At 61.6% G+C, this 20,986-nt stretch carries 20 protein-coding genes and 1 pseudogene; 14 read left to right on the top strand and 7 right to left on the bottom strand.

Translation table 11 applies throughout. The features are described 5' to 3' along the window. Positions 1-3 precede the first annotated feature (3 nt). Together CLAM6_RS10125 and CLAM6_RS17815 are read right to left on the bottom strand one after the other, a co-directional pair. On the bottom strand, positions 4-1,410 hold the full coding sequence (locus CLAM6_RS10125) for a cytochrome ubiquinol oxidase subunit I (RefSeq protein WP_054557186.1): 1,407 nt from the start codon (positions 1,408-1,410) through the stop codon (positions 4-6). A 463-nt stretch (positions 1,411-1,873) separates the two neighbouring features. Beyond that, positions 1,874-2,110 (bottom strand): hypothetical protein, encoded by a 237-nt coding sequence (locus CLAM6_RS17815; protein WP_153635974.1) that lies wholly within the window; start codon positions 2,108-2,110, stop codon positions 1,874-1,876. Here CLAM6_RS17815 and atpD point away from each other — a divergent pair. The 14 genes and pseudogenes from atpD to CLAM6_RS10195 all read left to right on the top strand — a co-directional run bounded on the left by atpD (position 2,109) and on the right by CLAM6_RS10195 (position 14,670). After that, a complete protein-coding gene (gene atpD, locus CLAM6_RS10135) occupies positions 2,109-3,509 on the top strand; it encodes a F0F1 ATP synthase subunit beta (RefSeq protein WP_131432225.1) in 1,401 nt (466 codons plus the stop codon). The genes CLAM6_RS17815 and atpD overlap by 2 nt on opposite strands. Then, positions 3,506-3,907 (top strand): F0F1 ATP synthase subunit epsilon, encoded by a 402-nt coding sequence (locus tag CLAM6_RS10140; protein ID WP_153635975.1) that lies wholly within the window; start codon positions 3,506-3,508, stop codon positions 3,905-3,907. The genes atpD and CLAM6_RS10140 overlap by 4 nt, the downstream gene beginning before the upstream one ends. Further along, positions 3,904-4,233 (top strand): AtpZ/AtpI family protein, encoded by a 330-nt coding sequence (locus CLAM6_RS10145; RefSeq protein WP_153635976.1) that lies wholly within the window; start codon positions 3,904-3,906, stop codon positions 4,231-4,233. Before CLAM6_RS10140 ends, CLAM6_RS10145 begins: the two co-directional genes overlap by 4 nt. Further along, on the top strand, positions 4,230-4,676 hold the full coding sequence (locus CLAM6_RS10150) for an N-ATPase subunit AtpR (RefSeq protein WP_172978682.1): 447 nt from the start codon (positions 4,230-4,232) through the stop codon (positions 4,674-4,676). The genes CLAM6_RS10145 and CLAM6_RS10150 overlap by 4 nt, the downstream gene beginning before the upstream one ends. Then, positions 4,673-5,347 carry a F0F1 ATP synthase subunit A gene (locus tag CLAM6_RS10155; protein ID WP_131432228.1) on the top strand — a complete coding sequence of 225 codons (675 nt, stop codon included), beginning with the start codon at positions 4,673-4,675 and terminating at the stop codon, positions 5,345-5,347. Before CLAM6_RS10150 ends, CLAM6_RS10155 begins: the two co-directional genes overlap by 4 nt. A gap of 152 nt (positions 5,348-5,499) precedes the next feature. After that, positions 5,500-5,745 carry a F0F1 ATP synthase subunit C gene (locus tag CLAM6_RS10160; RefSeq protein ID WP_107334590.1) on the top strand — a complete coding sequence of 82 codons (246 nt, stop codon included), beginning with the start codon at positions 5,500-5,502 and terminating at the stop codon, positions 5,743-5,745. Between the two features lie 4 nt (positions 5,746-5,749). After that, a complete protein-coding gene (locus tag CLAM6_RS10165) occupies positions 5,750-6,487 on the top strand; it encodes a F0F1 ATP synthase subunit delta (RefSeq protein ID WP_153635978.1) in 738 nt (245 codons plus the stop codon). Then, positions 6,477-8,012, top strand: coding sequence for a F0F1 ATP synthase subunit alpha (locus tag CLAM6_RS10170; RefSeq protein ID WP_153635979.1), 1,536 nt, complete (start codon positions 6,477-6,479; stop codon positions 8,010-8,012). Before CLAM6_RS10165 ends, CLAM6_RS10170 begins: the two co-directional genes overlap by 11 nt. 8 nt (positions 8,013-8,020) lie before the next feature. Further along, positions 8,021-8,920: a F0F1 ATP synthase subunit gamma gene (locus CLAM6_RS10175; protein ID WP_197738655.1), complete on the top strand. Its 900-nt coding sequence runs from the start codon at positions 8,021-8,023 to the stop codon at positions 8,918-8,920. Between the two features lie 146 nt (positions 8,921-9,066). Further along, a pseudogene (locus CLAM6_RS18210) lies at positions 9,067-9,276 on the top strand (poly-beta-hydroxybutyrate polymerase N-terminal domain-containing protein); the annotation flags it as partial. Between the two features lie 36 nt (positions 9,277-9,312). Continuing rightward, positions 9,313-11,031, top strand: coding sequence for a PHA/PHB synthase family protein (locus tag CLAM6_RS10180; RefSeq protein WP_409337977.1), 1,719 nt, complete (start codon positions 9,313-9,315; stop codon positions 11,029-11,031). A gap of 33 nt (positions 11,032-11,064) precedes the next feature. After that, complete coding sequence (gene fabI, locus CLAM6_RS10185) at positions 11,065-11,889, top strand: enoyl-ACP reductase FabI (protein WP_153635982.1); 825 nt, start codon at positions 11,065-11,067, stop codon at positions 11,887-11,889. After that, positions 11,876-13,444 (top strand): bifunctional enoyl-CoA hydratase/phosphate acetyltransferase, encoded by a 1,569-nt coding sequence (locus CLAM6_RS10190; protein ID WP_242007642.1) that lies wholly within the window; start codon positions 11,876-11,878, stop codon positions 13,442-13,444. The genes fabI and CLAM6_RS10190 overlap by 14 nt, the downstream gene beginning before the upstream one ends. Then, complete coding sequence (locus CLAM6_RS10195; protein ID WP_153635983.1) at positions 13,441-14,670, top strand: acetate/propionate family kinase; 1,230 nt, start codon at positions 13,441-13,443, stop codon at positions 14,668-14,670. The genes CLAM6_RS10190 and CLAM6_RS10195 overlap by 4 nt, the downstream gene beginning before the upstream one ends. Here CLAM6_RS10195 and CLAM6_RS10200 read toward each other — a convergent pair. From CLAM6_RS10200 to otnI, 5 genes are all read right to left on the bottom strand, one after another. Further along, positions 14,640-15,764: a GGDEF domain-containing protein gene (locus tag CLAM6_RS10200; RefSeq protein ID WP_172978683.1), complete on the bottom strand. Its 1,125-nt coding sequence runs from the start codon at positions 15,762-15,764 to the stop codon at positions 14,640-14,642. The genes CLAM6_RS10195 and CLAM6_RS10200 overlap by 31 nt on opposite strands. Beyond that, on the bottom strand, positions 15,646-17,520 hold the full coding sequence (locus CLAM6_RS10205; RefSeq protein WP_153635984.1) for a GGDEF domain-containing protein: 1,875 nt from the start codon (positions 17,518-17,520) through the stop codon (positions 15,646-15,648). Before CLAM6_RS10205 ends, CLAM6_RS10200 begins: the two co-directional genes overlap by 119 nt. Further along, a complete protein-coding gene (locus tag CLAM6_RS10210; RefSeq protein ID WP_153635985.1) occupies positions 17,517-18,893 on the bottom strand; it encodes a GntP family permease in 1,377 nt (458 codons plus the stop codon). Before CLAM6_RS10210 ends, CLAM6_RS10205 begins: the two co-directional genes overlap by 4 nt. Before the next feature lie 163 nt (positions 18,894-19,056). Further along, complete coding sequence (gene denD, locus CLAM6_RS10215) at positions 19,057-20,052, bottom strand: D-erythronate dehydrogenase (protein ID WP_153635986.1); 996 nt, start codon at positions 20,050-20,052, stop codon at positions 19,057-19,059. An 83-nt stretch (positions 20,053-20,135) separates the two neighbouring features. Further along, positions 20,136-20,948 carry a 2-oxo-tetronate isomerase gene (gene otnI / locus CLAM6_RS10220; RefSeq protein WP_153635987.1) on the bottom strand — a complete coding sequence of 271 codons (813 nt, stop codon included), beginning with the start codon at positions 20,946-20,948 and terminating at the stop codon, positions 20,136-20,138. Positions 20,949-20,986: the final 38 nt, after the last annotated feature.

The raw sequence follows: 20,986 nt of genomic DNA on the forward strand, positions 1-20,986 counted from the left end.
TGCTCAACTCCTTACCGTACGGCTGGCATCATCATCGAGACTCTCGTGCGCGGCGGACAGCGGGCGCATCGCGGTTTCGACATCGTCATGCGGCAGCTCGGGCTGCATGCCGCCACGGATGACGCGCGTCAGGTAGTAGCTACCGGTCACGAAGACCACCAGATAGACCAGGAAGTAGCCGATCAGCGTGGCAAGCACCATCCAGCCGGTCAGTGACGGCGTGACGGCCTCCTGCTGGGTCATCATCTCGTAGACCAGCCACGGAGAGCGTCCGGCCTCGGTGACGAACCACCCGGCCAGCACGGCGAAGAATGGCGCGATCGACATCAGACGCAGCGTCTGCAGGAAGGGGCGCGAGCGGTAGAGCTTGCCATCGCGACGCAGGAACAGGCCGATGAACGCCACCGCGATCATCACCAGCCCCACCGCCACCATCACGCGGAACGACCAGAACACGAACCACACCGGCGGCTGCATGTCGGGCTCGACCTCCTTGAGGCCCGGCACCACGCCATCGGGGTCATGGGTCAGGATCAGGCTGGCCAGCTTCGGGATCGCGATCTCGAAGTGGTTCATCTGGGCCTCCTTGTCCGGCCAGGCGAACAGCAGCAAGGGCGCGCCCGACTGGGTTTCCCAGTTGCCTTCCATCGCCGCGACCTTGGTCGGCTGATGCTCCAGCGTGTTGATGCCGTGCATGTCACCCACCACCGCCTGCGCCGGCGCCAGCACCAGCAGTAGCCACATGCACATGGACAGCGCGCGCTTGTTGGCCTCGACATCACGTCCGATCAGCAGATACCAGGCGCTCACCCCGGCCACCACGAAGCCGCCGGTCAAGAACGAGGCGATCGCCATATGCGTGAAGCGATACGGGAAGGAGGCATTGAAGATGGCCGCACTCCAGTCATTCACGAAGAAGTGGCCATCAATGAAGTCGACGCCCGCCGGTGTCTGCATCCAGCTGTTGGAGGACAGAATCCAGAAGGAGGAGATGAAGGTGCCCAATGACACCATCAGTGCCGCGAACAGGTGGACGCCTTCCGGCACCTTGCCACGCCCGAACAGCAGTACGCCGAGGAAGCCGGCTTCGAGGAAGAAGGCAGTCACCACCTCATAGCTGAGCATCGGGCCGATGAAGTTGGAGGTGGCATAACTGAAGTTGCTCCAGTTGGTGCCGAACTGGAAGGCCATCACGATGCCGGAGACCACGCCCATCGCGAAGACCACGGCGAATACCTTCACCCAGAACGCTGCAAGGCGCTCCCAGGCGGCATTGCCTGTCTTGTAGAAAAGGCCATGCAACAAGGCCACATAGGATGCCAGGCCGATGGTAAACACCGGAAAGACGGCATGAAATGACACGACAAATCCGAACTGTATGCGTGACAGGATCACGGGATCCAGTTCCATGGGCGACTCCTCAGGACTCCAGGGGTTGTACTCTGTTCATCCCGTTGTGGGACGCACAGTCGCAGCGATATCACGGTCAGGCCCGTGACGACAAGGCATACCACCAAACTCCATCGATCATGGCAGTCATCTTTCTACCAGCTGACCCAAAGAGCATAGAAAACACCAGGCTATCGTGCACGATGACGCTTTGCCGCAGGCCCAGCCAACCGATCAATCGCCATGGTGGTGATCGATCAGGCCCGCCATATTGCGTGACAGCATCCACGTATTTTCCACTCGGCATGCTCAGGCTTGCCATCTATATTTCGCCGCACATCCGCCTTTATTGACGTACATCAAGAGAAACACAAGACGAGCATCGGATTCGACCAATGAAGCTGATCGTGCCCGAATTAGGTGATAGAACAGAAAGTATCAAGTAGCGCAGCCGTGACAAGGGAGGCCAGGTCGACATGAACGTCTATTCCTCCAATATTGCGGTCGACTCTGCCACGACCTCCTCTTCGTCCAACGTCTTTCCTGCCTCTATCTTTTCATCTTCATCAGTCTCCCCAGCGACTTCTACGCCATCGGCTTCTGTCGCCTCGACCTCTGAAGCCTCGATCTCTGCAGCTCCGACGCCTGACTCAGCTCCTTCGTCGGCGCATGATAAAGATCTGCATACACTCGCTGAGGCAGGCTCAGGCTCCGTTGCCATGGGCAAGGTCATTGCCGTACGCGGGGCTGTGGTGGATGTCACCTTCCTCACATCTGAACTACCGGCGCTCAAGACGGCGTTGTTCATCGAGCGTGCGGACCGGCCCACTCTGATACTTGAAATACACAGTCATCTAAGTGTCGACACGCTGCGTGCGGTGGCCTTTGACTCCACCGCCGGGCTGGCACGCGGTCAAGCCGTCCACGCCACCGGCAGTCCGGTCAGTGTCCCCGTGGGAGACGCCGTGCTCGGTCGGTTGCTCAATGTCGTGGGTGACACGCGTGACAATGGCCCAGTCCTGCCTGCTGACACCCCACGACGCCCCATCCATGCCCTGGCCCCTGCCCTTGATTCACAGATAGGGGCCAGCGAGATGTTCGAGACCGGCATCAAGATCATCGACCTGCTGACGCCGATGGCCCAGGGTGGCAAGGCTGCGATGTTCGGCGGTGCCGGTGTTGGCAAGACGGTGCTGGTGATGGAGCTGATCCGTGCCATGGTCGAGAAATACCAGGGTATTTCGGTTTTCGCCGGTATCGGCGAGCGCTCCCGCGAGGGCCATGAGTTGCTCACCGAAATGAAGAGCTCCGGCGTTCTCGAACGCAGCGTGCTGGTCTATGGCCAGATGAACGAGCCGCCCGGCGCCCGCTGGCGTGCACCATTGACGGCCTTGACCATGGCGGAATACTTCCGCGACCAGCAACACCGCAACGTGCTACTGCTGATGGATAACGTCTTTCGCTTCGTGCAAGCCGGTGCGGAAGTTTCCAGTCTGCTGGGGCGACTGCCTTCACGCGTCGGCTATCAACCGACGCTGGCCAGTGAAGTCGCAAGTCTGCAGGAGCGTATCGCATCGGTCGCAGGCTCGGCCGTGACGGCAATCCAGGCCGTCTACGTACCCGCGGATGACTTCACCGACCCGGCAGTGACGACGATTTCCAGTCATATGGACTGCGTCATCATGCTGTCGCGCAACATGGCGGCGGAAGGCTTCTACCCCGCGATTGACCCGCTGGAATCCTCTTCGATGTTGCTGGACCCGCTGGTGGTAGGTGAAACGCATTACCAGGTCGCCGATGAGGTTCGCCGCACGCTGGCGCGCTTTCGCGAGCTGGCCGACATCATCTCGTTGTTGGGCGTCGAGGAGTTGGGGGCTGCAGATCGCCTGGTAGTGGTCCGTGCGCGTCGTCTGCAGCGCTTCTTGACCCAGCCATTCATGGTCACCGAAGCCTTCACCGGCTCTCCCGGCGCCAGCGTGCCCCTGGCTGACACCTTGGCCGGCTGCCGCGCCATCCTGGCAGGTGAGACCGATGACTGGGCCGAGAGCTCTCTGTACATGGTCGGCAGCCTTGACGCCGCGCAGTGCAAGGAAGCCTCGAGCTCAAGGGGTGGCGCATGAAGCTCTCCATCGTCACACCGCTGAGCATCATCGTCGAACAAGACATCGACAGTCTGCGCGCCGAGGATCCCAGCGGCAGCTTCGGCATCCTCAAGGGCCACTGCGACTTCATGACGGCACTCAGCATCTCGGCCATCAGCTGGCGACTGGGAGCTGAGCAACACTTCTGTGCGCTACGTGGCGGCGTGCTCACCCTCCGCCAAGGTGACATCACGATCGCAACCCGCGAAGCCGTGACTGGCGATGACCTGGAGACATTGGATCGCCAGGTACTGACACGCTTTCGTGAAGACCGGGAGCATGAGCGGCACGAGCATGTCGAGGGCCTTCGGCTCCAGCTCAATGCCCTGCGCCAGATGGTGGCGCGACGTGGCAAAGCCAAGAGAGAGTGGCGATGAAAGTGCCACACAAACCTGCACCGAGTGCACGGGCAACAAGAGACGCCACGCCCCACGGTGACAATGATCCTCTGCTAAATGCCGTTCGCCGCAAGCGAGAACGCCACTCACGCTGGCTACGCGAGGGAGATCTTTCCGTCGGCCGCCGTCTGGCGCAGATCGGCGTGCTGGGCTGGATCATCATCACGCCTACGCTGGCTGGTCTTTATCTTGGTCGCTGGCTCGATGGCCGACTGGCAACTGACATCTTCTGGAGTGCTCCCCTGATGATGGCCGGGGTGGCGATCGGCGGCTGGTCCGCCTGGAAATGGATGAACGCACGATGATCGACATGACGGACATGCCCCAGGTGCTGGTGCTGCGAGAACTGCTGGCGCACTGGCTGAGTGAGATACCCGCCAGCGTGCTGTATCCGGCATGTCTGATCGGTGGCCTGTTGCTGGGACATGGCTATTTTCATGCGCTGAAACGGACGGCAGAGCTGATCGTCCGCCAGACAAACCCGATGCTCGGCGTGCTGCTGACCCTGGGACGACTGACCTTGATGACACTGGGTCTGCTGCTGGCCGTGCAGGCGGGAGCTACCGCCTTGCTGGTCACTCTGATCGGCATCCTCATCGCCAAGGCAGGGCACATGCGCAAGCCACCGCCTGTCAGTTTGCGGCCAGACAGCTTACGACAAGGCAGCTTGAGGCCAGACAAGCTCCGATCTGACGAGCTCAAATCAGGCACGCTCCCACCAGGAAAGCCACGGGAGACTCAGTCATGAACTCTCCTCTGGAATCACAGCCCCTGTTTTACCTCGGCCCCCTGCCGATCACCCAGGCCATCGTGACCAGCTGGGCCATCATGGCCATTCTGGTGATCGGAAGCTATCTGCTGACGCGCCATCTGACGCGATTGCCCGACAAACGCCAGGCAGCGCTTGAGCTGATGGTCTCGGTGCTCGACCTCCAGATTCGTGAGACTAGCGGTGCGTCACCGGCCCCCTACCGCAGCTTCATCGGCAGCCTGTTCCTGTTCATTCTCGTCGCCAACGGATCTTCGCTGCTGCCAGGGGTCGAGCCCCCTACTGCCCAGATGGAGACCGATGTGGCGCTGGCACTACTGGTCTTCGTGTCAGTGGTCTGGTTCGGGATACGCAGCAATGGTGTGCGTGGCTACCTGCGCTCGTTTGCGGCACCCAATGCCGTGATGATTCCACTAAACATGATGGAGAGTGTGACCCGCACCTTCTCGATGTTCGTGCGCCTGTTCGGCAACGTGATGAGTGGCGTGTTCATCATCGGCATCGTCGCTTCACTGGCGGGGCTGCTGGTACCTATCCCCTTGATGGCGCTGGACTTGCTCACCGGTCTGGTACAGGCCTATATCTTCGCGATTCTGGCGCTGGTGTTCATCACCTCGACCATCGAGGAAGGACAGGCAAGGAATCATTGACACTCGTGGCAGGGAATCGTGTTGGGGGGCTTCTCCAAGACCTGTCTCAAGTGATGGCGGAAAGGCCTGTCAGAACAATCCCCGTACGATCCGCCACACCGCTGTTGACCAGTACATATATTGACCACTGCTTAAAGAGACAAGGAGTCGAAATGGACCTGATAGCTTTCGCCAGCATCATCGGGGCAGCGTTTGCCGTGGCCTTCGGTGCCATTGGCCCTGCCCTCGCCGAGGGACGCGCCGTCGCCGCGGCAATGGATGCCATCGCTCGCCAGCCCGAGGCTGCCAACACCATCTCGCGCACGTTGTTCGTCGGTCTGGCCATGATCGAGACGACCGCCATCTACTGTCTGGTCATCTCGTTGCTGCTGCTGTTCGCCAACCCCTTGCTGGGATGACGCCATGACCATCGACTGGTGGGGTATCGGTCTGCAGGCACTCAATGTCCTGATTCTGACCTGGCTGTTGTCACGAGTGTTGTGGCGACCGATCGTCAATGCCATTGAGCAGCGTCGCGCCGCCATCCAAGCCGAGCTGGAGACTGCCAGTGCGACACAGACCAGAGCAGAGGCTCTCCTGGCCGAGGTCGAGCAGACGCGGGCACAGCTCATGGCGGAGTGCGGCTCCATACGCGAGGCTCGCCTGAGTGAAGCCGCCGCCAGCGCCGATGCGCTCCTCAGCAGTGCTCACCAGCAGGTAGAACGCTTGCAGCAGCAAGCGCAGTCCCAGATCACGCAGCAACGCCATCAGGCACGTCAGCAAGATGTGCGAGACGCCACTACATTGGCGGTGGATATCGCGACGCGTCTACTCAAGCAGCTCAACGGCCAGAGTCTTGATGAGGCATTTCGCACACGACTGCTGGACTCCCTGGCATCGATGTCAGCGACGCAACGCGAGGCGTTGGTCACCACGCAGGAACCTATCCACGTGGTCTCCGTCGCGACACTGCCCCTCCATGAGCAGCACGCATTGAGAGACGCCATTGCCGACACGTTGGGCCAACAGGCAAGGATAGCCTTCGAGTGCGACCCTGAGATGATCGCGGGGCTGGAATTGCGTTCCGCGCATTTCGTGCTGCACAACAGCTGGCGTGCCGACCTCAGAAGCGTCGACAGGGAGATGCAGGATGTCATCTGATCAGACACCGAGCTGGCTGCTGGCGGCAAAAGAGGCACTGGAAGATGCCCCTCTGGGAGTCCACGCCGAGCAACATGGACGCGTCGAGGAGATCGCCGACGGTGTCGCCACCATCTCCGGTTTGCCCGATGTCGGCCTGGAGGAAGTCCTGCACTTTGCACGTGGCCAGCTGGGGTTCGTGCAGGTACTCGATGAGGACCGCATCGGCTGCGTACTGCTTGACACCTTCGATGCCGGCAATGCCGTCGAAGCTGGCGATGCCGTCCATGCCAGCGGAGACGTCGTGCAGGTACCGGTGGGGGAGGTATTGCTGGGCCGCGTGGTGGACCCGCTTGGCCGCCCGCTGGATGACCTTGGGCCCCTCGAGAGTGAACTGCACTGGCCCATCGAACGACCGGCCCCCTCGATCATCGAACGTGAACTGGTCACCGAACCCGTGCAGACCGGCATTCTGGCCATCGATACCTTGTTCGCACTGGGGCGCGGTCAGCGCGAATTAATCGTTGGCGATCATGCCACCGGCAAGACGACGCTGGCCATCGACACCCTGATTGCCCAGCGCGACAACGACATGGTGTGTGTGTACGTCGCGGTAGGCCAGAAGACCTCCAGCGTGAGGCGTGTGATCGATGCACTCTCCGCTCACGGCAACTTCTCGCGCTGTATCGTGATGGTGGCCGGCTCGGCCACGGCGCCCGGTCTGCAATGGATCGCGCCCTACGCGGGGATGACCATGGCGGAGTACTTCCGCGACAACGGACAACATGCCGTGATCGTGATCGACGACCTCTCCAAACACGCCGCGACCCATCGCGAGATTGCACTGCTGACGCGCCAGTCGCCAGGTCGCGAGGCCTATCCCGGCGATGTCTTCTATCTGCATGCACGCCTGTTGGAGCGTGCCGCCAGACTCTCGTCCGAATGTGGCGGTGGCTCCCTGACCGCCCTGCCCATCGCCGAGACGGACTCGGGCAATCTCTCGGCCTATATCCCCACCAATCTGATCTCGATCACTGACGGCCAGGTGGTGATGGACGCCGCACTCTTCCATCAAGGCCAGAAACCGGCAGTTGATGTCGGTCTGAGCGTCAGCCGAGTCGGCGGCAAGACGCAAGCTGTCGCGCTGCGCAAGGCCGCGGGCACCCTGCGTCTGGATTATGCCCAGTTTCTCGAACTGGAGGTCTTCACGCGGTTCGGCGGCATGCCGGATGGCCGGGTCCGCGACCAACTCAAGCGTGGTGAGCGTATTCGCGCCCTCCTGCATCAACCACAACATATGCCGTTGCGCCTGGTGGATGAGGTCGCATTGCTGCTGGCACTGCATGCCGGACACTTCGATGACCTGCCGGTCGGCTTCCTTCCCGCCCTCGTTCGCGAACTGCCGGCCGCACTGGACCGCGATGCAGCGTCGGGAGTCGCCGAGTTGAGCGCTGACACACATGCACCTTGCAGCGACGCGACGCATGATCGTCTGCTGACAGCGGTGACAAGTCTGATGGGCAGAATCAGTGAGGCCGAAAAATGAGCGAACGCATGGCCGAGATCAGCGCCCATATCGACAGCGTTCGCCAATTGGGCTCCGTGGTGAACGCGATCAAGGGGATTGCCGCTGCACGTGCTCGCAACGCCCGCGCCGAGGTGCAGGCAGTGGATCGCTACAGCGCGGTGATAGTCGAAGCAGTGGTGTCAGCATTCGGTCACGATATTGCCACCTGCACTCACGACACTCGTGAGCAGGAGCCTGCCAGTGATGATGCAAGCACCGGGTGGTTGCTGTTTCTGGCCGAACAGGGTTTTGCCGGCGCCTTCAGTGAGCGACTCCTGGACAGCCTCGGCACTGCGCTCGGTTCCGCCCCTCTCATGGTGGTGGGAACACGCGGACTCTCGATACTGGCCGCACGCGAGATCACGCCATTGTGGTCGGCGCCCATGCCATCCCACTCGCCTGGCATCCCGGCACTGGCCGACACCCTGACGACAGTCATCCATGATCAACTAAGCAAAGGGCATTTTGAGCGCCTGGAGCTGGTGTATACCCGCTGGGAAGGGGGGGCACCACAGCGGGTACATCGCCGCCTGCTGCCACTGGAGCTTGAGAGCTTCGCGCCAGGGAGTCCCCAGGACGCGCGCATATCAACGCCTCACACCGCTGCCAGACCACGGGAGCGTCCTCTGCTGCAATTGCCCCCTGCGCAGCTGCTTGAGCAACTTTATCAAGATGTGGTGCATGCCCAACTCTGCCAGGCGGCACTGCACGCCTTCGCCGCCGAGAACGAGGCGCGCATGCAAGCCATGGCCTCCGCCGCCAGCCAAATAGAGCGAGAACTTGCCGACTACAAGACCACACTGCAGCAGGTACGCCAAGAAACGATTACCGCTGAAATCATCGAGCTGGGCACGGGCGCCAGCAGCACTGAACGCAAGACCCGCTAATGCCAACACCAGACAGGATCACTGACGAAGATCAGGCTGCCATCGCCAGTACGCAGGCATGATCGGATCAGACCGCACACCGTCTCGCACGAAGTGTGCCCAAATCAAGATGCCCCCAGTCAAGGTGCGTCTCAACAGGAGGTGCCATGCAGTCGCCAGCCCAGCCCGGTGCATCGAGCTATCATCTGTCTCAGCGCGAGGGTGGCGCAGAAGCCACTTGCACGACACAGACCAGCACCGTGTCACACGCGATCGAGGGTGACGATGAGACAACGCTTGCACCATCGCTTTACGACACAATCGACCGCATCGTGCATGCAGGAGTCGCCAGGTCCACCCTGGGCCTTTCCCCCTCGGTGCTTACAGAGGCCTGGATGGACTGGGCCGTACACATGGCGATCTCTCCCGGCAAGCAGATGCAGTTGCTGGAATCTGCCCTGTGGGGGAGCTGGGCCGTCTATCAGGAAGCGCTCGGGATAAAGGAACAGGCTGTCGACCAACCGGACGGCAAGGATCAAGGCGGCAAGTCTCAAGAAAGCGAGGCTCAGGAAAGCGGGGCAAAAGGTAGAGCACAGGCAGGCCCACATATTGCCGATCGGCGCTTCCGTGATGCCGCCTGGCAGCAGCTCCCCTTCTCACTGTGGGCGAACGCCCATGCCCAGAACTGGCAATGGTGGCAACAGGCGGTGACCGGTGTACACGGCATGTCGCCGGCGCACGAGAACCTGCTGGCCTTCGTGTCAGGGCTGATGGTGGATACTCTGTCACCCTCGAATTATGCGCAGACCAACCCTGAAGTGATGACGACCACCCTCAGTGAGGGTGGCAAAAACCTGATGCGAGGTGCTCAGCATCTGATGGAGGACCTGGAACGGCGCGGACGGGCAGCGAGTGCAACACCGGCCTCCACTTCAGCTTTGCATGACGCTGCCTCATCGGCACAGCAACCACCTGTCGAGGTTGGCCAGACACTGGCGATCACACCTGGCAAGGTGGTGATGCGCAACCGCCTGATCGAGTTGATCCAGTACTCGCCTGCCACGGAAACGGTCCAGGCGGAGCCGGTATTGATCGTGCCCGCCTGGATCATGAAGTACTACATTCTCGACCTCTCGCCCCACAATTCGCTGGTGCGCTTCCTGGTGAACCAGGGCTACAGCGTCTTCATGGTCTCGTGGACCAACCCCGATGCAACGCTTCGCGACATGGGCCTGGAGGACTATCGCCATCTGGGCGTGCTCGAGGCCATCGATGCCATCCAGGCAGTCACAGCCGCCAAACACCTGCATGCCGTCGGCTATTGTCTCGGCGGCACCCTGCTCTCCATTGCCGCCGCAGCGATGGGTCGCGATGGCGATGAACGCCTTGCCAGCGTCAGCCTGTTCGCCGCGCAGACGGATTTCACCGAAGCCGGTGAACTGCGTCTGTTCATCAGCGATTCCCAGGTCACGCTGATCGAGGACATGATGGCCGACAAGGGCTATCTCTCCTCCGAGCAGATGGCTGGCACCTTTGCCTTGCTGCGCGCCAGAGACCTCATCTGGGCACCCGTCGTCGACCACTACCTGCTCGGCAAGCCCAGCCACTCCTTTGATCTCATGACCTGGAATGCTGATGCCACGCGCATGCCAGCCACAATGCATGCCGAGTATCTGCGACGCCTCTATCTGAACAACGACCTGGCCGAAGGCCACTATCGAGTCGCTGGCAAGGCCGTCAGCGTTTCCGATATCCGCGCGCCCATCTTTGCGGTGGGGACCGAGGATGATCACGTCGCCCCTTGGGAATCGGTCTACAAATTGCATCTGTTCGCGGATAGCGAAATGACCTTCGTGCTGGCCAATGGTGGCCATAACGCCGGCATCATCTCGGAACCCGGCCACTCTCGACGCCATTATCGCATCGCCACGACAGGGGCTACTGACGCCTATCGCGCACCAAACGAATGGCTTTCCGATACCACCGAGCAGGACGGTTCATGGTGGCCGGCCTTTGCCAACTGGCTCGAGGCGCACTCAAGTCAGCGCGTTGCGCCTCCGCCGATGGGCATGGAGCACGGGCGTTATCGCGTGCTCTGTGATGCACCCGGCACCTACGTGAAGCAAACCTGAGCCACCCGACACATCCGATCAACGAGGCCAATCATGTCGCTCCAATCGCCAGACTCATCTGAGACTCCCGGTACAGCTGACTCTCCCGCCCCTCTCAAGCCGCTTGAAGGCAAGGTAGTGCTGGTGGTGGGCGTGGCGAATGCGCATTCCATTGCTACCGGCTGCGTGAAGGCGTTTCGTGCGGCCGGAGCACACATCGTGATGACCTATCTGAATGCCAAGGCCAGAGCCTATGTGGAGCCTGTGGCAAAGGAGGTGGGTGCAGCGCTGCTGTTGCCGCTGGATGTCGAGGCCGCAGGCGAGATGGAAACCGTGTTTTCTCAGATCGAAACTCGCTTCGGGCGCCTCGATGTTCTGGTGCACTCCATCGCCTATTGTCCGCTGGAAGACCTGCATGGCCGGGTAACGGACTGTTCACGCCAAGGCTTCTCACGCGCGATGGATATCTCGGTGCACTCATTGATCCGCATGGCACGATTGGCCGAACCATTGATGTTCGAAGGTGGCAGCATCCTGGCCATGAGTTATTACGGCGGCGAGAAGGTAGTCGATCACTACAACATCATGGGGCCGGTCAAGGCGGCACTGGAGGGAACGGTACGCTCGTTGGCCGTGGAGCTGGGGCCACGTCGTATCCGTGTCAATGCCCTGTCACCGGGCCCACTCAAGACACGAGCCGGGTCCGGCATCGCACATTTCGATGAGCTGATCGACGATGCTCGTACTCGCGCCCCTGAAGGTGTTCTGGTGACGATCGAGGATGTCGGCAACTTGGCGGTGATTTACGCAAGCCCCGCGACCCGTCGCGTCACAGGGGAAACGGTCCATATCGATGGAGGTCTGCATGTCCGAGCATGACGACAACGTGTCACGCGCAAGCTCGCCTGAGAAAGGTCCGAATGATTCATCAGATGAGCCACCCCGCAAAGGCCCGATGCAGGAGGGGCTGCTCGGATTCGGTGAGCCACTCGTCCCACCCCGAGAAGGACAGACAGTTCACGACACAGCCCCCAGCGACAGCTTGCAGTACATCGAGAATCGTACCTGGGATGATATCGCCGTTGGCGATAGCGCCGAGCTGGTGCGTACTCTGCAGGCGAAGGATATTCAGCTCTTCGCGGTGATGTCCGGTGACGTCAATCCCGCCCACGTCGATGAGGAATTTGCCAGTACTGACATGTTCCATGGCGTCATCGCACATGGCATGTGGGGCGGCGCCTTGATCTCGGCCGTGCTGGGAACCGAACTGCCGGGGCCGGGCACCATCTTTCTCGACCAGACCCTGAGCTTCAAGGCGCCGGTGCGTCTGGGCGATACCCTCGCCGTGCGTCTGGAGGTCAGCGAGAAGCTGCCCAAGGGACGCCTGCTCCTGGCATGCCGCTGCACGAACCAGCAAGGTGAGACGGTCATTGAGGGTGTGGCCAAGGTCATCGCGCCACGCGAGCGCATAAGACGTCCGCGCGTGGTATTGCCCGAAGTGCATCTGCACGTCCAGGGCGCTCAGTACAAGCGCTTGATCGCGGCCACCGAAGGACTGGCCGCGATTGCCACCGCCATCGTGCATCCCTGCGATGTGCTATCGCTGGGAGGTGCGCTGGAAGCGGGTCGCCATGGACTGATCCAGCCTGTCCTGATCGGACCGAAGGCGCGCATTCTCGCCGCTGCCGCCCAGGCCGGCGAATCACTCACAGGCATCGAGATCATCGATGCTCCCCATAGCCACGCAGCGGCCGCAATGGCCGTAGCAATGGTGCGCAGTGGCAAGGTCAATGCGCTCATGAAAGGCGCATTGCATACCGATGAACTGATGGAAGCAGTGGTCAATGCAGAGCTTGGCCTGCGCACCGAGCGCCGCATGAGTCATGTCTATGCGCTGGATGTGCCAACCTATCCCAAGCCACTGCTGGTAACGGATGCCGCCATCAACATCTATCCCGATCTCGCCCACAAGCGAGATATCGTTCAGAACGCCATCGACATGATGCAGTCACTTGGCGTGACCTGCCCAAAGGTAGCGCTGCTGTCGGCGGTGGAAACGATCAATCCTCACATCACCTCCACGCTCGATGCCGCTGCCCTTTGCAAGATGGCGGACCGTGGCCAGATCCAGGGAGGGATGATCGATGGTCCTCTGGCGTTCGACAATGCCATCTCGGCCAAGGCCACTGCCGAGAAGGGCATTCATTCTCAGGTCGCGGGGGATGCCGATATCCTGGTCGCGCCAGATCTGGAAGCCGCCAACATGATCGCCAAGCAGCTGATCTATCTTGCAGGAGCCGATGCCGCCGGTATCGTGCTCGGTGCACGAGTCCCGATCATTCTCACCAGTCGCGCAGACAGCCTGCTGTCACGACTGGCTTCCTGCGCGTTGGCACAGCGCTATCTAAACCACCAGACGGAAATCCGCTCATGACAGATGTCACGCTGGTGCTGAACGCAGGCTCCTCCAGCATCAAGTTTGCCCTCTTCCCAGCAGTGGAGGGTGTACAGGAGCCAGTATTGCGCGGCAAGCTCTCCGGCATCGGCAGCCATCCCAGGTTCACAGCGCAAACCCGCGATGGCACCACCCCGAATTGGGATGCTCAGCTGCCATTGCATCCGAGGGCCAGTCACGAGGATCTGATACCGGCGCTTTTCGACTGGCTGGAGCGCCATGATGATGGCCTGACCATCACTGCAGCCGGTCATCGCGTCGTGCATGGCGGCCGCGAGCATCACGGCCCCGCACGTGTCTGCCCGACCTTGCTTGACGATCTGGCCGAGCTGATCCCGCTGGCCCCCAATCATCAGCCCCACAGCCTGGTAGCGATCCAGTGTCTCGTCGATGCAGTCCCACGACTCCCGCAGGTCGTGTGCTTCGATACCAGCTTTCATCGCACCCAGGATTCAATGGCGCAGACCTTCGCCCTACCCCGAGCCCTCAGCGAGTCTGGCATCGTGCGCTATGGCTTTCATGGTCTCTCATATCAGTACATCGCCGACCGGCTGCCCGAGACGCCACTCGGAACGCGCAGCGAAGGTCGAGTCATCGTCGCGCATCTTGGCAATGGGGCCAGCCTGTGCGCTATGAGGCAGCGCAGGAGTGTCGCCACCAGCATGGGCTTCACTGCACTGGAAGGATTGATGATGGGTCAGCGCTGCGGCTCGCTAGACCCCGGTGTACTGCTGCACCTGCTGGATGGCAAGGGCATGAGCACGACGGAACTTCGCCACCTCCTCTATGAGGAATCGGGGCTATTGGGGGTCTCCGGCATCAGCAATGACATGGCAGAATTGGAGGCCCATCCAGCGCCCGAGGCACGCGAAGCCATCGAGATGTTCTGCTATCGCACCGCCTGCGAAATGACATCATTGGCAACGGCGTTGGGAGGCCTCGATAGCATCGTGTTCACCGCCGGTATCGGCGAGAACTCGGCACTGGTGCGCCATTTGATCATCCAGCGTCTCGCTTGGCTCGGTGCGACGCTGGACACTGATGCCAATCAGCGCAACGCCACCTCAATCACTGGCAAGGACTCTGCCCTCGAGATCCTCGTCATCCCCACCGATGAAGAAGGTATCATCGCCAGCGAGACCCGGCGTCTGCTGTCAGTACAGCCCACCTCTTCTCACCGTACGATACAGCAGTCGCGCCCCTGATGCTTGGCGTCATAGAGCGCCGCATCGGCGGCACGTACCAGATCGGTCAGATTGGTGTGCTGCTCGGCCTTGTAGCTCACCGCCCCGACGCTGACGGTCAGCACTTTCGCCACGGAGCTGTCAGGGTGGATCAGTTTGAGCGCACGCACCTTGCGGCGGATGCGTTCGGCGCAGGCACGCAATTGCCGCTCGGTCACTGACTCCAGCAGAACCAGGAATTCCTCGCCGCCATAGCGCACCACCATGCCCGGCTGCGGGCCGATGCCGGCCTGGAGCGCACCGGCAACCTGCTGCAGGCAGTGATCCCCTTCCACATGTCCATGATGGTCGTTGTAGGCCTTGAAGTGATCGACATCCACCATCAGGATCGCCAGCCCGTCCTCTCGGGTCAGGTCCGCCCAGCGCTGGGCCAGATCCCGCTCCAGGTGACGCCGGTTGTAGACGCCCGTCAGTGCATCGCAGTTGGCCTCTCGGGTAAGACGTTGCCCGGCAGCGCGCTTCTCCTCCAGCAACAGCCGCTCACGCTGGCGCAGCAACCACACCTGACGCTGATTGTACTCGAGCTGATGGTTGGCCAATAGCGAGAGCCCCGTGGTGCTGGCGAAGATCACCATCGCCAGCAGCTCCAGCCCCTCCTGGCCGGCAGGTTCCAACGCGATCACACCGGCCATGATGAGCGTGCAGGTCAGCGACGCCGTCAGTGCCTGGAGGAAGCGCAGTCGAAAGAGAATGTTGCCGACCATCGGAAAGAAGCCGAACAACAGCGTATCGACATGCGAAAGCTCGGTGCGCGACAGCTGCAACAGGATGGCGCTGACCAGCATGGTGTTGATCACCAGCGCGGTCATCAGCCACTCCTTGAGCCGCATGGAAGGCGCGCGCTGCACCAGAGGAAGCACCAGCATGGCCACCACGCAAACACAGCCCAGCCGCAGCATGGCGGCCAGTGCCAGGTCCTCACTGCGATGAATAGTGTCACTGATCAGGAAGGTGGCATACATCACGAAGGCGAAGATGCCGGAATACAGCAAGCCGCGCGTGCGCGAGACGCGTGCCTCTTCCACATACCGGGTCTCGAGGGCGTCGGGGAACATGAGCCGCCAGCGTGACGCGCCGCGACCGTCGATCAACCCCTCGACGACACCGCGCTCGGCGGCCAACGCCGCCGGCATCGTCGCCTCGCCGGCGCCGGGGAGTCGCTTTTGACTTCTCATGACAGGCCCGCTCCGCCCATCGGCGGCCTGTGATCAGGCGACTCTGCCTTCTGTTCATTGTGCTGCGCATTCTGCCGCTCACCCTGCTGCGCAGCCTGGCGCTCATCATCAAGGCCATCGTGAAGGCCATCACGCAGGTCATCACTGGCCTGGGCGCGCACCTTGCCATGGCCGTTACCACGTTGCACGCAGGTACGGTGCGGCCATGGCGCTTGGCACGATAGAGCCCCTTGTCGGCCTGATCGACCCAGCGGCTGAGCAGCGTCTCGACCGCCATGTCACGCGTCATCTCATCCTCCATTCCCTCGCCCTCGAGCAGGCGCGACAAGGGGATGACGCAAAGCCCCACACTCACAGTGACGACGCCGAGTTCCGACTCGCGGTGAGGCAGCTTTAGCGACTTGACGGCATAGCGCATCGCCTCGGCCAGGCTGTGCGCATGCTCGAGATCTCGCACGGCCACCAGGGCGGTAAATTCCTCGCCACCGAAGCGGACGACGCTGGCCAACGCAGCCTCTTTCCCCTCGAGAGCACCGGCGATGCCAGCGCCTTTTTCCCTGTCCAGTGTTTCCTGCAAGGCCTGGGCGATCTGATACAGGCAGTTGTCGCCCGGGACATGTCCGTAGTGATCATTGAAGGCCTTGAAGTGATCGACATCCATCATCATCAGCGCCAGACATGGTAACGGTGGCACCGGATGGGACGCGGACACGCCGTTCTTCGCCTGCTGAGCATCGCCATGGTGCTGCTTGAGCACCTCGATCAGATGACGGCGATTGTAGAGCTGGGTCAGCGGGTCGAGACAGGCCATTTCCTGCAGCTCGGCATTGCGTGACTCCACATCCTGCAGGCGCAGTTGATCGATGGAGGTCATCAGATAGGCATGACGGGCCGAGAACTCGATGCGGAAGCTGGCAATCAGCGAAAACAGGCAGAACGCCATGAAGACGAAGACGATCGCGAAGTCCATATGGGCATAGGGCATCGATACGCTCAGCGCTACGCTGATCACGATGACCATCCCCCCTGCCGACAGCACCAGAGCCGCGACGAAACGCAGCTGCATCAGGACGATACCGACCAGTGGCACCACGCCCAGCGCATAGAGTTCGAGGAAGCAGCGCAGGTGGTTCTCGCGCACTGCCAGCCACGCCGCCAGGCCGATCACGCCCCACAGGGTCGCGACCAGCAGCGCCTCACGCCCGACGGGGCGACAGACCTCGCTCTTGAGGGCCAGCACGAGGATCGCGACCGGCGCATAGACGGTGTCATAAAGCACGAACATCAGCTGAAAGATGATCAGGCTCCAGCAGCCCATTACTGCACGACTCATGCGCCGACGATGCTCGAACTGTTCAAAGTCCCTCTCGAGTTCAGGGGCAAAGCTCAGCCTTGCAGGAGTCGTGGCACTCAGGTGTTGCTCCAATATTGCCATTCGTGAAGGCATGTCTGATTTCCCTTCAATCGCCCTGCTTTCTTTATCACATGCGCAAATGTTGAAAGCCACGCTGACGGAGATGTTCAAGCGCCGCATGTCCGTGTTGATACCTCGCTCGTGAACGAAAATCCAACGAAAACACCGGACCTCGATGAGGCCCGGCGTTCCTGATAAAGCTGATTTCTCTGGCTGGTTCAACCGACAATGGCGTTGAGCAGCAACAGGGTGATGATGGAAATGGCCCAGGCCAGCGTCGTCGGCAGGGTCAGCACCAGCATCTGATGCTTGGTGCTCTTGACGCCGAGCATGCGATTGACGACCCAGAAATAGCTGTCATTGAAGTAGCTGAAGAACATCGCGCCGATACAGGCGGCCTGCGCGGCCAGCACCATGTTGACGTCCGGCATGCCCATCAGGATCGGCGCGGAGATCGAGGCCGCGGTAATCATCGACACCGTGCCACTCCCCTGGATGAAGCGCACCAGCGTGGCGATGATGAACGGGATCAACAGCGGCTGAAGCCCCAGTGCCGCGACCTGCATGGCGATGTAATCGCCGCCGCCACTGGCACGCAGTACCGAGCCCAGTGCACCACCGGCACCGGTGACCAGCAGGATGATCCCCGCCGTCTCGACGCCCTTTTCCAGATGATCGAACACTTCCTGCCTGGGGGTCTTCGGCATCAGGCCATAGATGGCGACCAGCACCCCGATGCCCACGGCGATCACCGGGTTGCCGATGAAGGCGATGGTACTGGTAAGCGCATTGCTGGTATCGCCCATCACGGCACTGACCAGCGTGTTGAGGAAGATCAGCGCGATGGGCAGGCCGATCGGCATGCAGGACATCAGCAGGGACGGCAGTTCCGATTCAGGCAGCATGCTGTCGGTGTCATGCTTGACGCTATCTTCGAAGCCACCCGGCTGGGCTTCCAGCATCGCCTCGATGCGCGGGCCCATGATACGGGCGTAGATCACCAGTGCGATCAGCGCAGGAGCGGTGATCACCAGGCCCCAGCCGATCATCAGACCGATGTCGACACCGAAGATACCCGCCACGCCCAGCGGACCCGGGGTCGGTGGCACGCTAGAGTGGGTGATGATCAGGCCAGCCGCCAGCGCGATGCCCAGACCGATCACCGAACGTCCGCTGTTGCGAGCCAGTGAACGCACCAGCGGGTTGAGGATGACGTAGGCCGAATCACAGAAGATCGGAATGGAGACGATGTAGCCCGTCAGCGCCATCGCGGCCTCTTCCTTGTTCTTGCCCAGCAGATTGAGGATAGCGTAGGCCATGCGCTGCCCGGCACCAGTCACCTCCAGGATACGCCCCATCATCACGCCGAAGCCGATCACGAGACCGATGGTGGAAAGCGTCTTGCCGAAACCGGTGGTGATGGCACTGATGACCTCATTGGGCGGCATGCCGCCGATCAACCCCGCCAGTGAGGCGGCGATGATCAAGGCCAGCAAGGCATGCACGCGGGTTTTCAATACCAGATAGATCATGACGAAGATGGCGATGCCCAGGCCGATGATGACCTGTGGCCCCGCGACGGCGGCGTCTGTCATGGGGGGCTACTCCTGTAGTTTGTTATTGTGTGGCGCAAGGTATGCGGTGTCGGCGCTGCCGGCTGGCATGACGCCGATCGTTGTTATTGACGTACTGATGTGACGAGCAGCTCTGGCAAAGGTGTCTAGCGAGCTCGTCTTGGATAAGATGCCCAGACGCTGGCTAGGCGTTGGCGCTCTCATCGCGATACGCATTGAGAATCTCGTGCAGGTCGGCATCGCCGACGAAGCCCAGCGAACGCGCCTTGCGGGTGTCAAAGCGCGCCGGCCAGCTGCCGACGATGGCGGTGATACGCGGGTCAGGCTCATGCTTGACGAGTGCCAGCGCCTGCTCGCCGGCGACATCCTTGAGCGCCGCAAGCATTGACGCGACGCTGACGGTGATGCCCGGCAGCATGAAGCAGCGAGAGAGGCCGAAGTCCGCGCTCGCCACCTCCGCGCCCTTGAGCAGGGCCGCGACCACCCGACGGGGCGACATTACGAACATCTCGAGCTCGCTCGGTACCGGGCAGATGGCGGCTTCGCCATTGAGCGGTTCGCGCAGGAGGGAGGAGGCGAAGCTCGAGGCTGCCGCATTGGGACGCCCGGGGCGCACGATGATGGTGGGCAGACGCAGCACGCAGCCATCCACCAGCCCGCGACGGCTGTAGTCATTGATCAGCAGTTCCGACATCGCCTTCTGGGTGCCGTAGGAGTTCTGCGGCACCAGCGCAGTCATGTCGCTCAGCGTCTCGGGAAGATCGCCTCCGTAGGCGGCGACCGAACTGGCCATCACCAGCCGGGTGTCGCGCAATCCACGCGCCGCGCAGCCTTCCAGCAGCAGGCGAGTCGCGTCGAAGTTGACGCGCATGCCGAGCGCCAGGTCCGCCTCGGCCGCCGAGCTGACCACGGCTGCCAGGTGATAGATCACCTGCGGCTCGCCCGCCAGGCAGCGATCAAGCACCTCGGCATCGGCGATATCGCCTGCCACGATCTCGATATCCAGCGAGGTGGCCGGTTCGACTGCCAGACATGACGCCGCCTCGGGACGTGGCGCCTCGATCTGATCCAACAGGGTCAAGCGTGACAATGGCTGCCCCTTCAGGCTGCCCGTGTCGATCAAGGCCTCGGTCAGGCGCTGACCGAGAAATCCGGCAGCGCCGGTAATCATGACGTGCATCGTGTGGACTCCTTGCTCGCCGCCTGGCATGACGGCTCATGACGTGTTGTCGTTATTGGCGTTTCTGCTGTCTTGAGTCGTGATCAGGCGGTGCCGGACTGGCCGTCGTTGAGCCCGAAGGCGCGACCCCAGCCGAGGCCTGCGCGCGTCTCACCCCGCGGACGGTATTCACAGCCGATCCAGCCGTCGTAACCCAGACTCTCCAGCCGGTCGAACAGCGCCGGATAATGCACTTCACCGACATCCGGCTCGCGACGGTCCGGCACGCCGGCGATCTGCACATGGCCCATATGCGCGAACTGCGCTTCCAGATTGCGGATCAGATCGCCCTCGACGATCTGGCAGTGATAGAGATCGAACTGCACCTTGAGGTTGGCGGCGCCGACCTGGGCGAGAATCTCGCGTGCCTGCGCCTGACCACTCAGATAGAAGCCGGGCATGTCGCGCGGATTGATCGGTTCGATCAGCAGTGTCTTGCCGACCTTCTCAAGCTCGGCGGCGGCGTAACGCAGGTTGTGGATGTAGGTCTCGGTGCAACGCGCGCGCATGGCGTCATCCGCGCCCTGCGGTACCAGGCCCGCCATGGCATGCACGCGCGGACAGTCGAGCACCTGGGCATAGCGAATCGCCTCGGCCACCGAGGCCCGAAACTCCTCCTCGCGCCCCGGCAGACAGGTCAGGCCACGCTCACCGGCCTCCCAGTCGCCCGGCGGCAGATTGAACAGCACCTGCGACAGCTGGTGCTCATCGAGCCTTGCGCGCAATTCTTGCGGGGAATAGGCATAGGGGAAGAGATATTCGACCCCGCGAAAACCACTTTCGGCCGCAGCCGCGAAGCGATCGAGAAAGTCATGCTCGGTGAACAGCATGCTGAGATTGGCGGCCAATCGGGTCATGTCAGATCCTTGGATTTCACAGACGAAGACGTCATCAC

Origin of the sequence: Cobetia sp. AM6 (assembly GCF_009617955.1) — a bacterium.
In the GTDB taxonomy this organism is placed as follows: domain Bacteria; phylum Pseudomonadota; class Gammaproteobacteria; order Pseudomonadales; family Halomonadaceae; genus Cobetia; species Cobetia amphilecti.

Excerpts from the sequence above, each read along its gene's own strand:
- CLAM6_RS10125 (WP_054557186.1), bottom strand. The coding sequence starts at position 1,410 with ATGGAACTGGATCCCGTGATCCTGTCACGCATACAGTTCGGATTTGTC.
- atpD (WP_131432225.1), top strand. The coding sequence starts at position 2,109 with ATGGGCAAGGTCATTGCCGTACGCGGGGCTGTGGTGGATGTCACCTTC.
- CLAM6_RS17815 (WP_153635974.1), bottom strand. The coding sequence starts at position 2,110 with ATGGCAACGGAGCCTGAGCCTGCCTCAGCGAGTGTATGCAGATCTTTA.
- CLAM6_RS10140 (WP_153635975.1), top strand. The coding sequence starts at position 3,506 with ATGAAGCTCTCCATCGTCACACCGCTGAGCATCATCGTCGAACAAGAC.
- CLAM6_RS10145 (WP_153635976.1), top strand. The coding sequence starts at position 3,904 with ATGAAAGTGCCACACAAACCTGCACCGAGTGCACGGGCAACAAGAGAC.
- CLAM6_RS10150 (WP_172978682.1), top strand. The coding sequence starts at position 4,230 with ATGATCGACATGACGGACATGCCCCAGGTGCTGGTGCTGCGAGAACTG.
- CLAM6_RS10155 (WP_131432228.1), top strand. The coding sequence starts at position 4,673 with ATGAACTCTCCTCTGGAATCACAGCCCCTGTTTTACCTCGGCCCCCTG.
- CLAM6_RS10160 (WP_107334590.1), top strand. The coding sequence starts at position 5,500 with ATGGACCTGATAGCTTTCGCCAGCATCATCGGGGCAGCGTTTGCCGTG.
- CLAM6_RS10165 (WP_153635978.1), top strand. The coding sequence starts at position 5,750 with ATGACCATCGACTGGTGGGGTATCGGTCTGCAGGCACTCAATGTCCTG.
- CLAM6_RS10170 (WP_153635979.1), top strand. The coding sequence starts at position 6,477 with ATGTCATCTGATCAGACACCGAGCTGGCTGCTGGCGGCAAAAGAGGCA.
- CLAM6_RS10175 (WP_197738655.1), top strand. The coding sequence starts at position 8,021 with ATGGCCGAGATCAGCGCCCATATCGACAGCGTTCGCCAATTGGGCTCC.
- CLAM6_RS10180 (WP_409337977.1), top strand. The coding sequence starts at position 9,313 with ATGGCGATCTCTCCCGGCAAGCAGATGCAGTTGCTGGAATCTGCCCTG.
- fabI (WP_153635982.1), top strand. The coding sequence starts at position 11,065 with ATGTCGCTCCAATCGCCAGACTCATCTGAGACTCCCGGTACAGCTGAC.
- CLAM6_RS10190 (WP_242007642.1), top strand. The coding sequence starts at position 11,876 with ATGTCCGAGCATGACGACAACGTGTCACGCGCAAGCTCGCCTGAGAAA.
- CLAM6_RS10195 (WP_153635983.1), top strand. The coding sequence starts at position 13,441 with ATGACAGATGTCACGCTGGTGCTGAACGCAGGCTCCTCCAGCATCAAG.
- CLAM6_RS10200 (WP_172978683.1), bottom strand. The coding sequence starts at position 15,764 with ATGTTCCCCGACGCCCTCGAGACCCGGTATGTGGAAGAGGCACGCGTC.
- CLAM6_RS10210 (WP_153635985.1), bottom strand. The coding sequence starts at position 18,893 with ATGACAGACGCCGCCGTCGCGGGGCCACAGGTCATCATCGGCCTGGGC.
- denD (WP_153635986.1), bottom strand. The coding sequence starts at position 20,052 with ATGCACGTCATGATTACCGGCGCTGCCGGATTTCTCGGTCAGCGCCTG.
- otnI (WP_153635987.1), bottom strand. The coding sequence starts at position 20,948 with ATGACCCGATTGGCCGCCAATCTCAGCATGCTGTTCACCGAGCATGAC.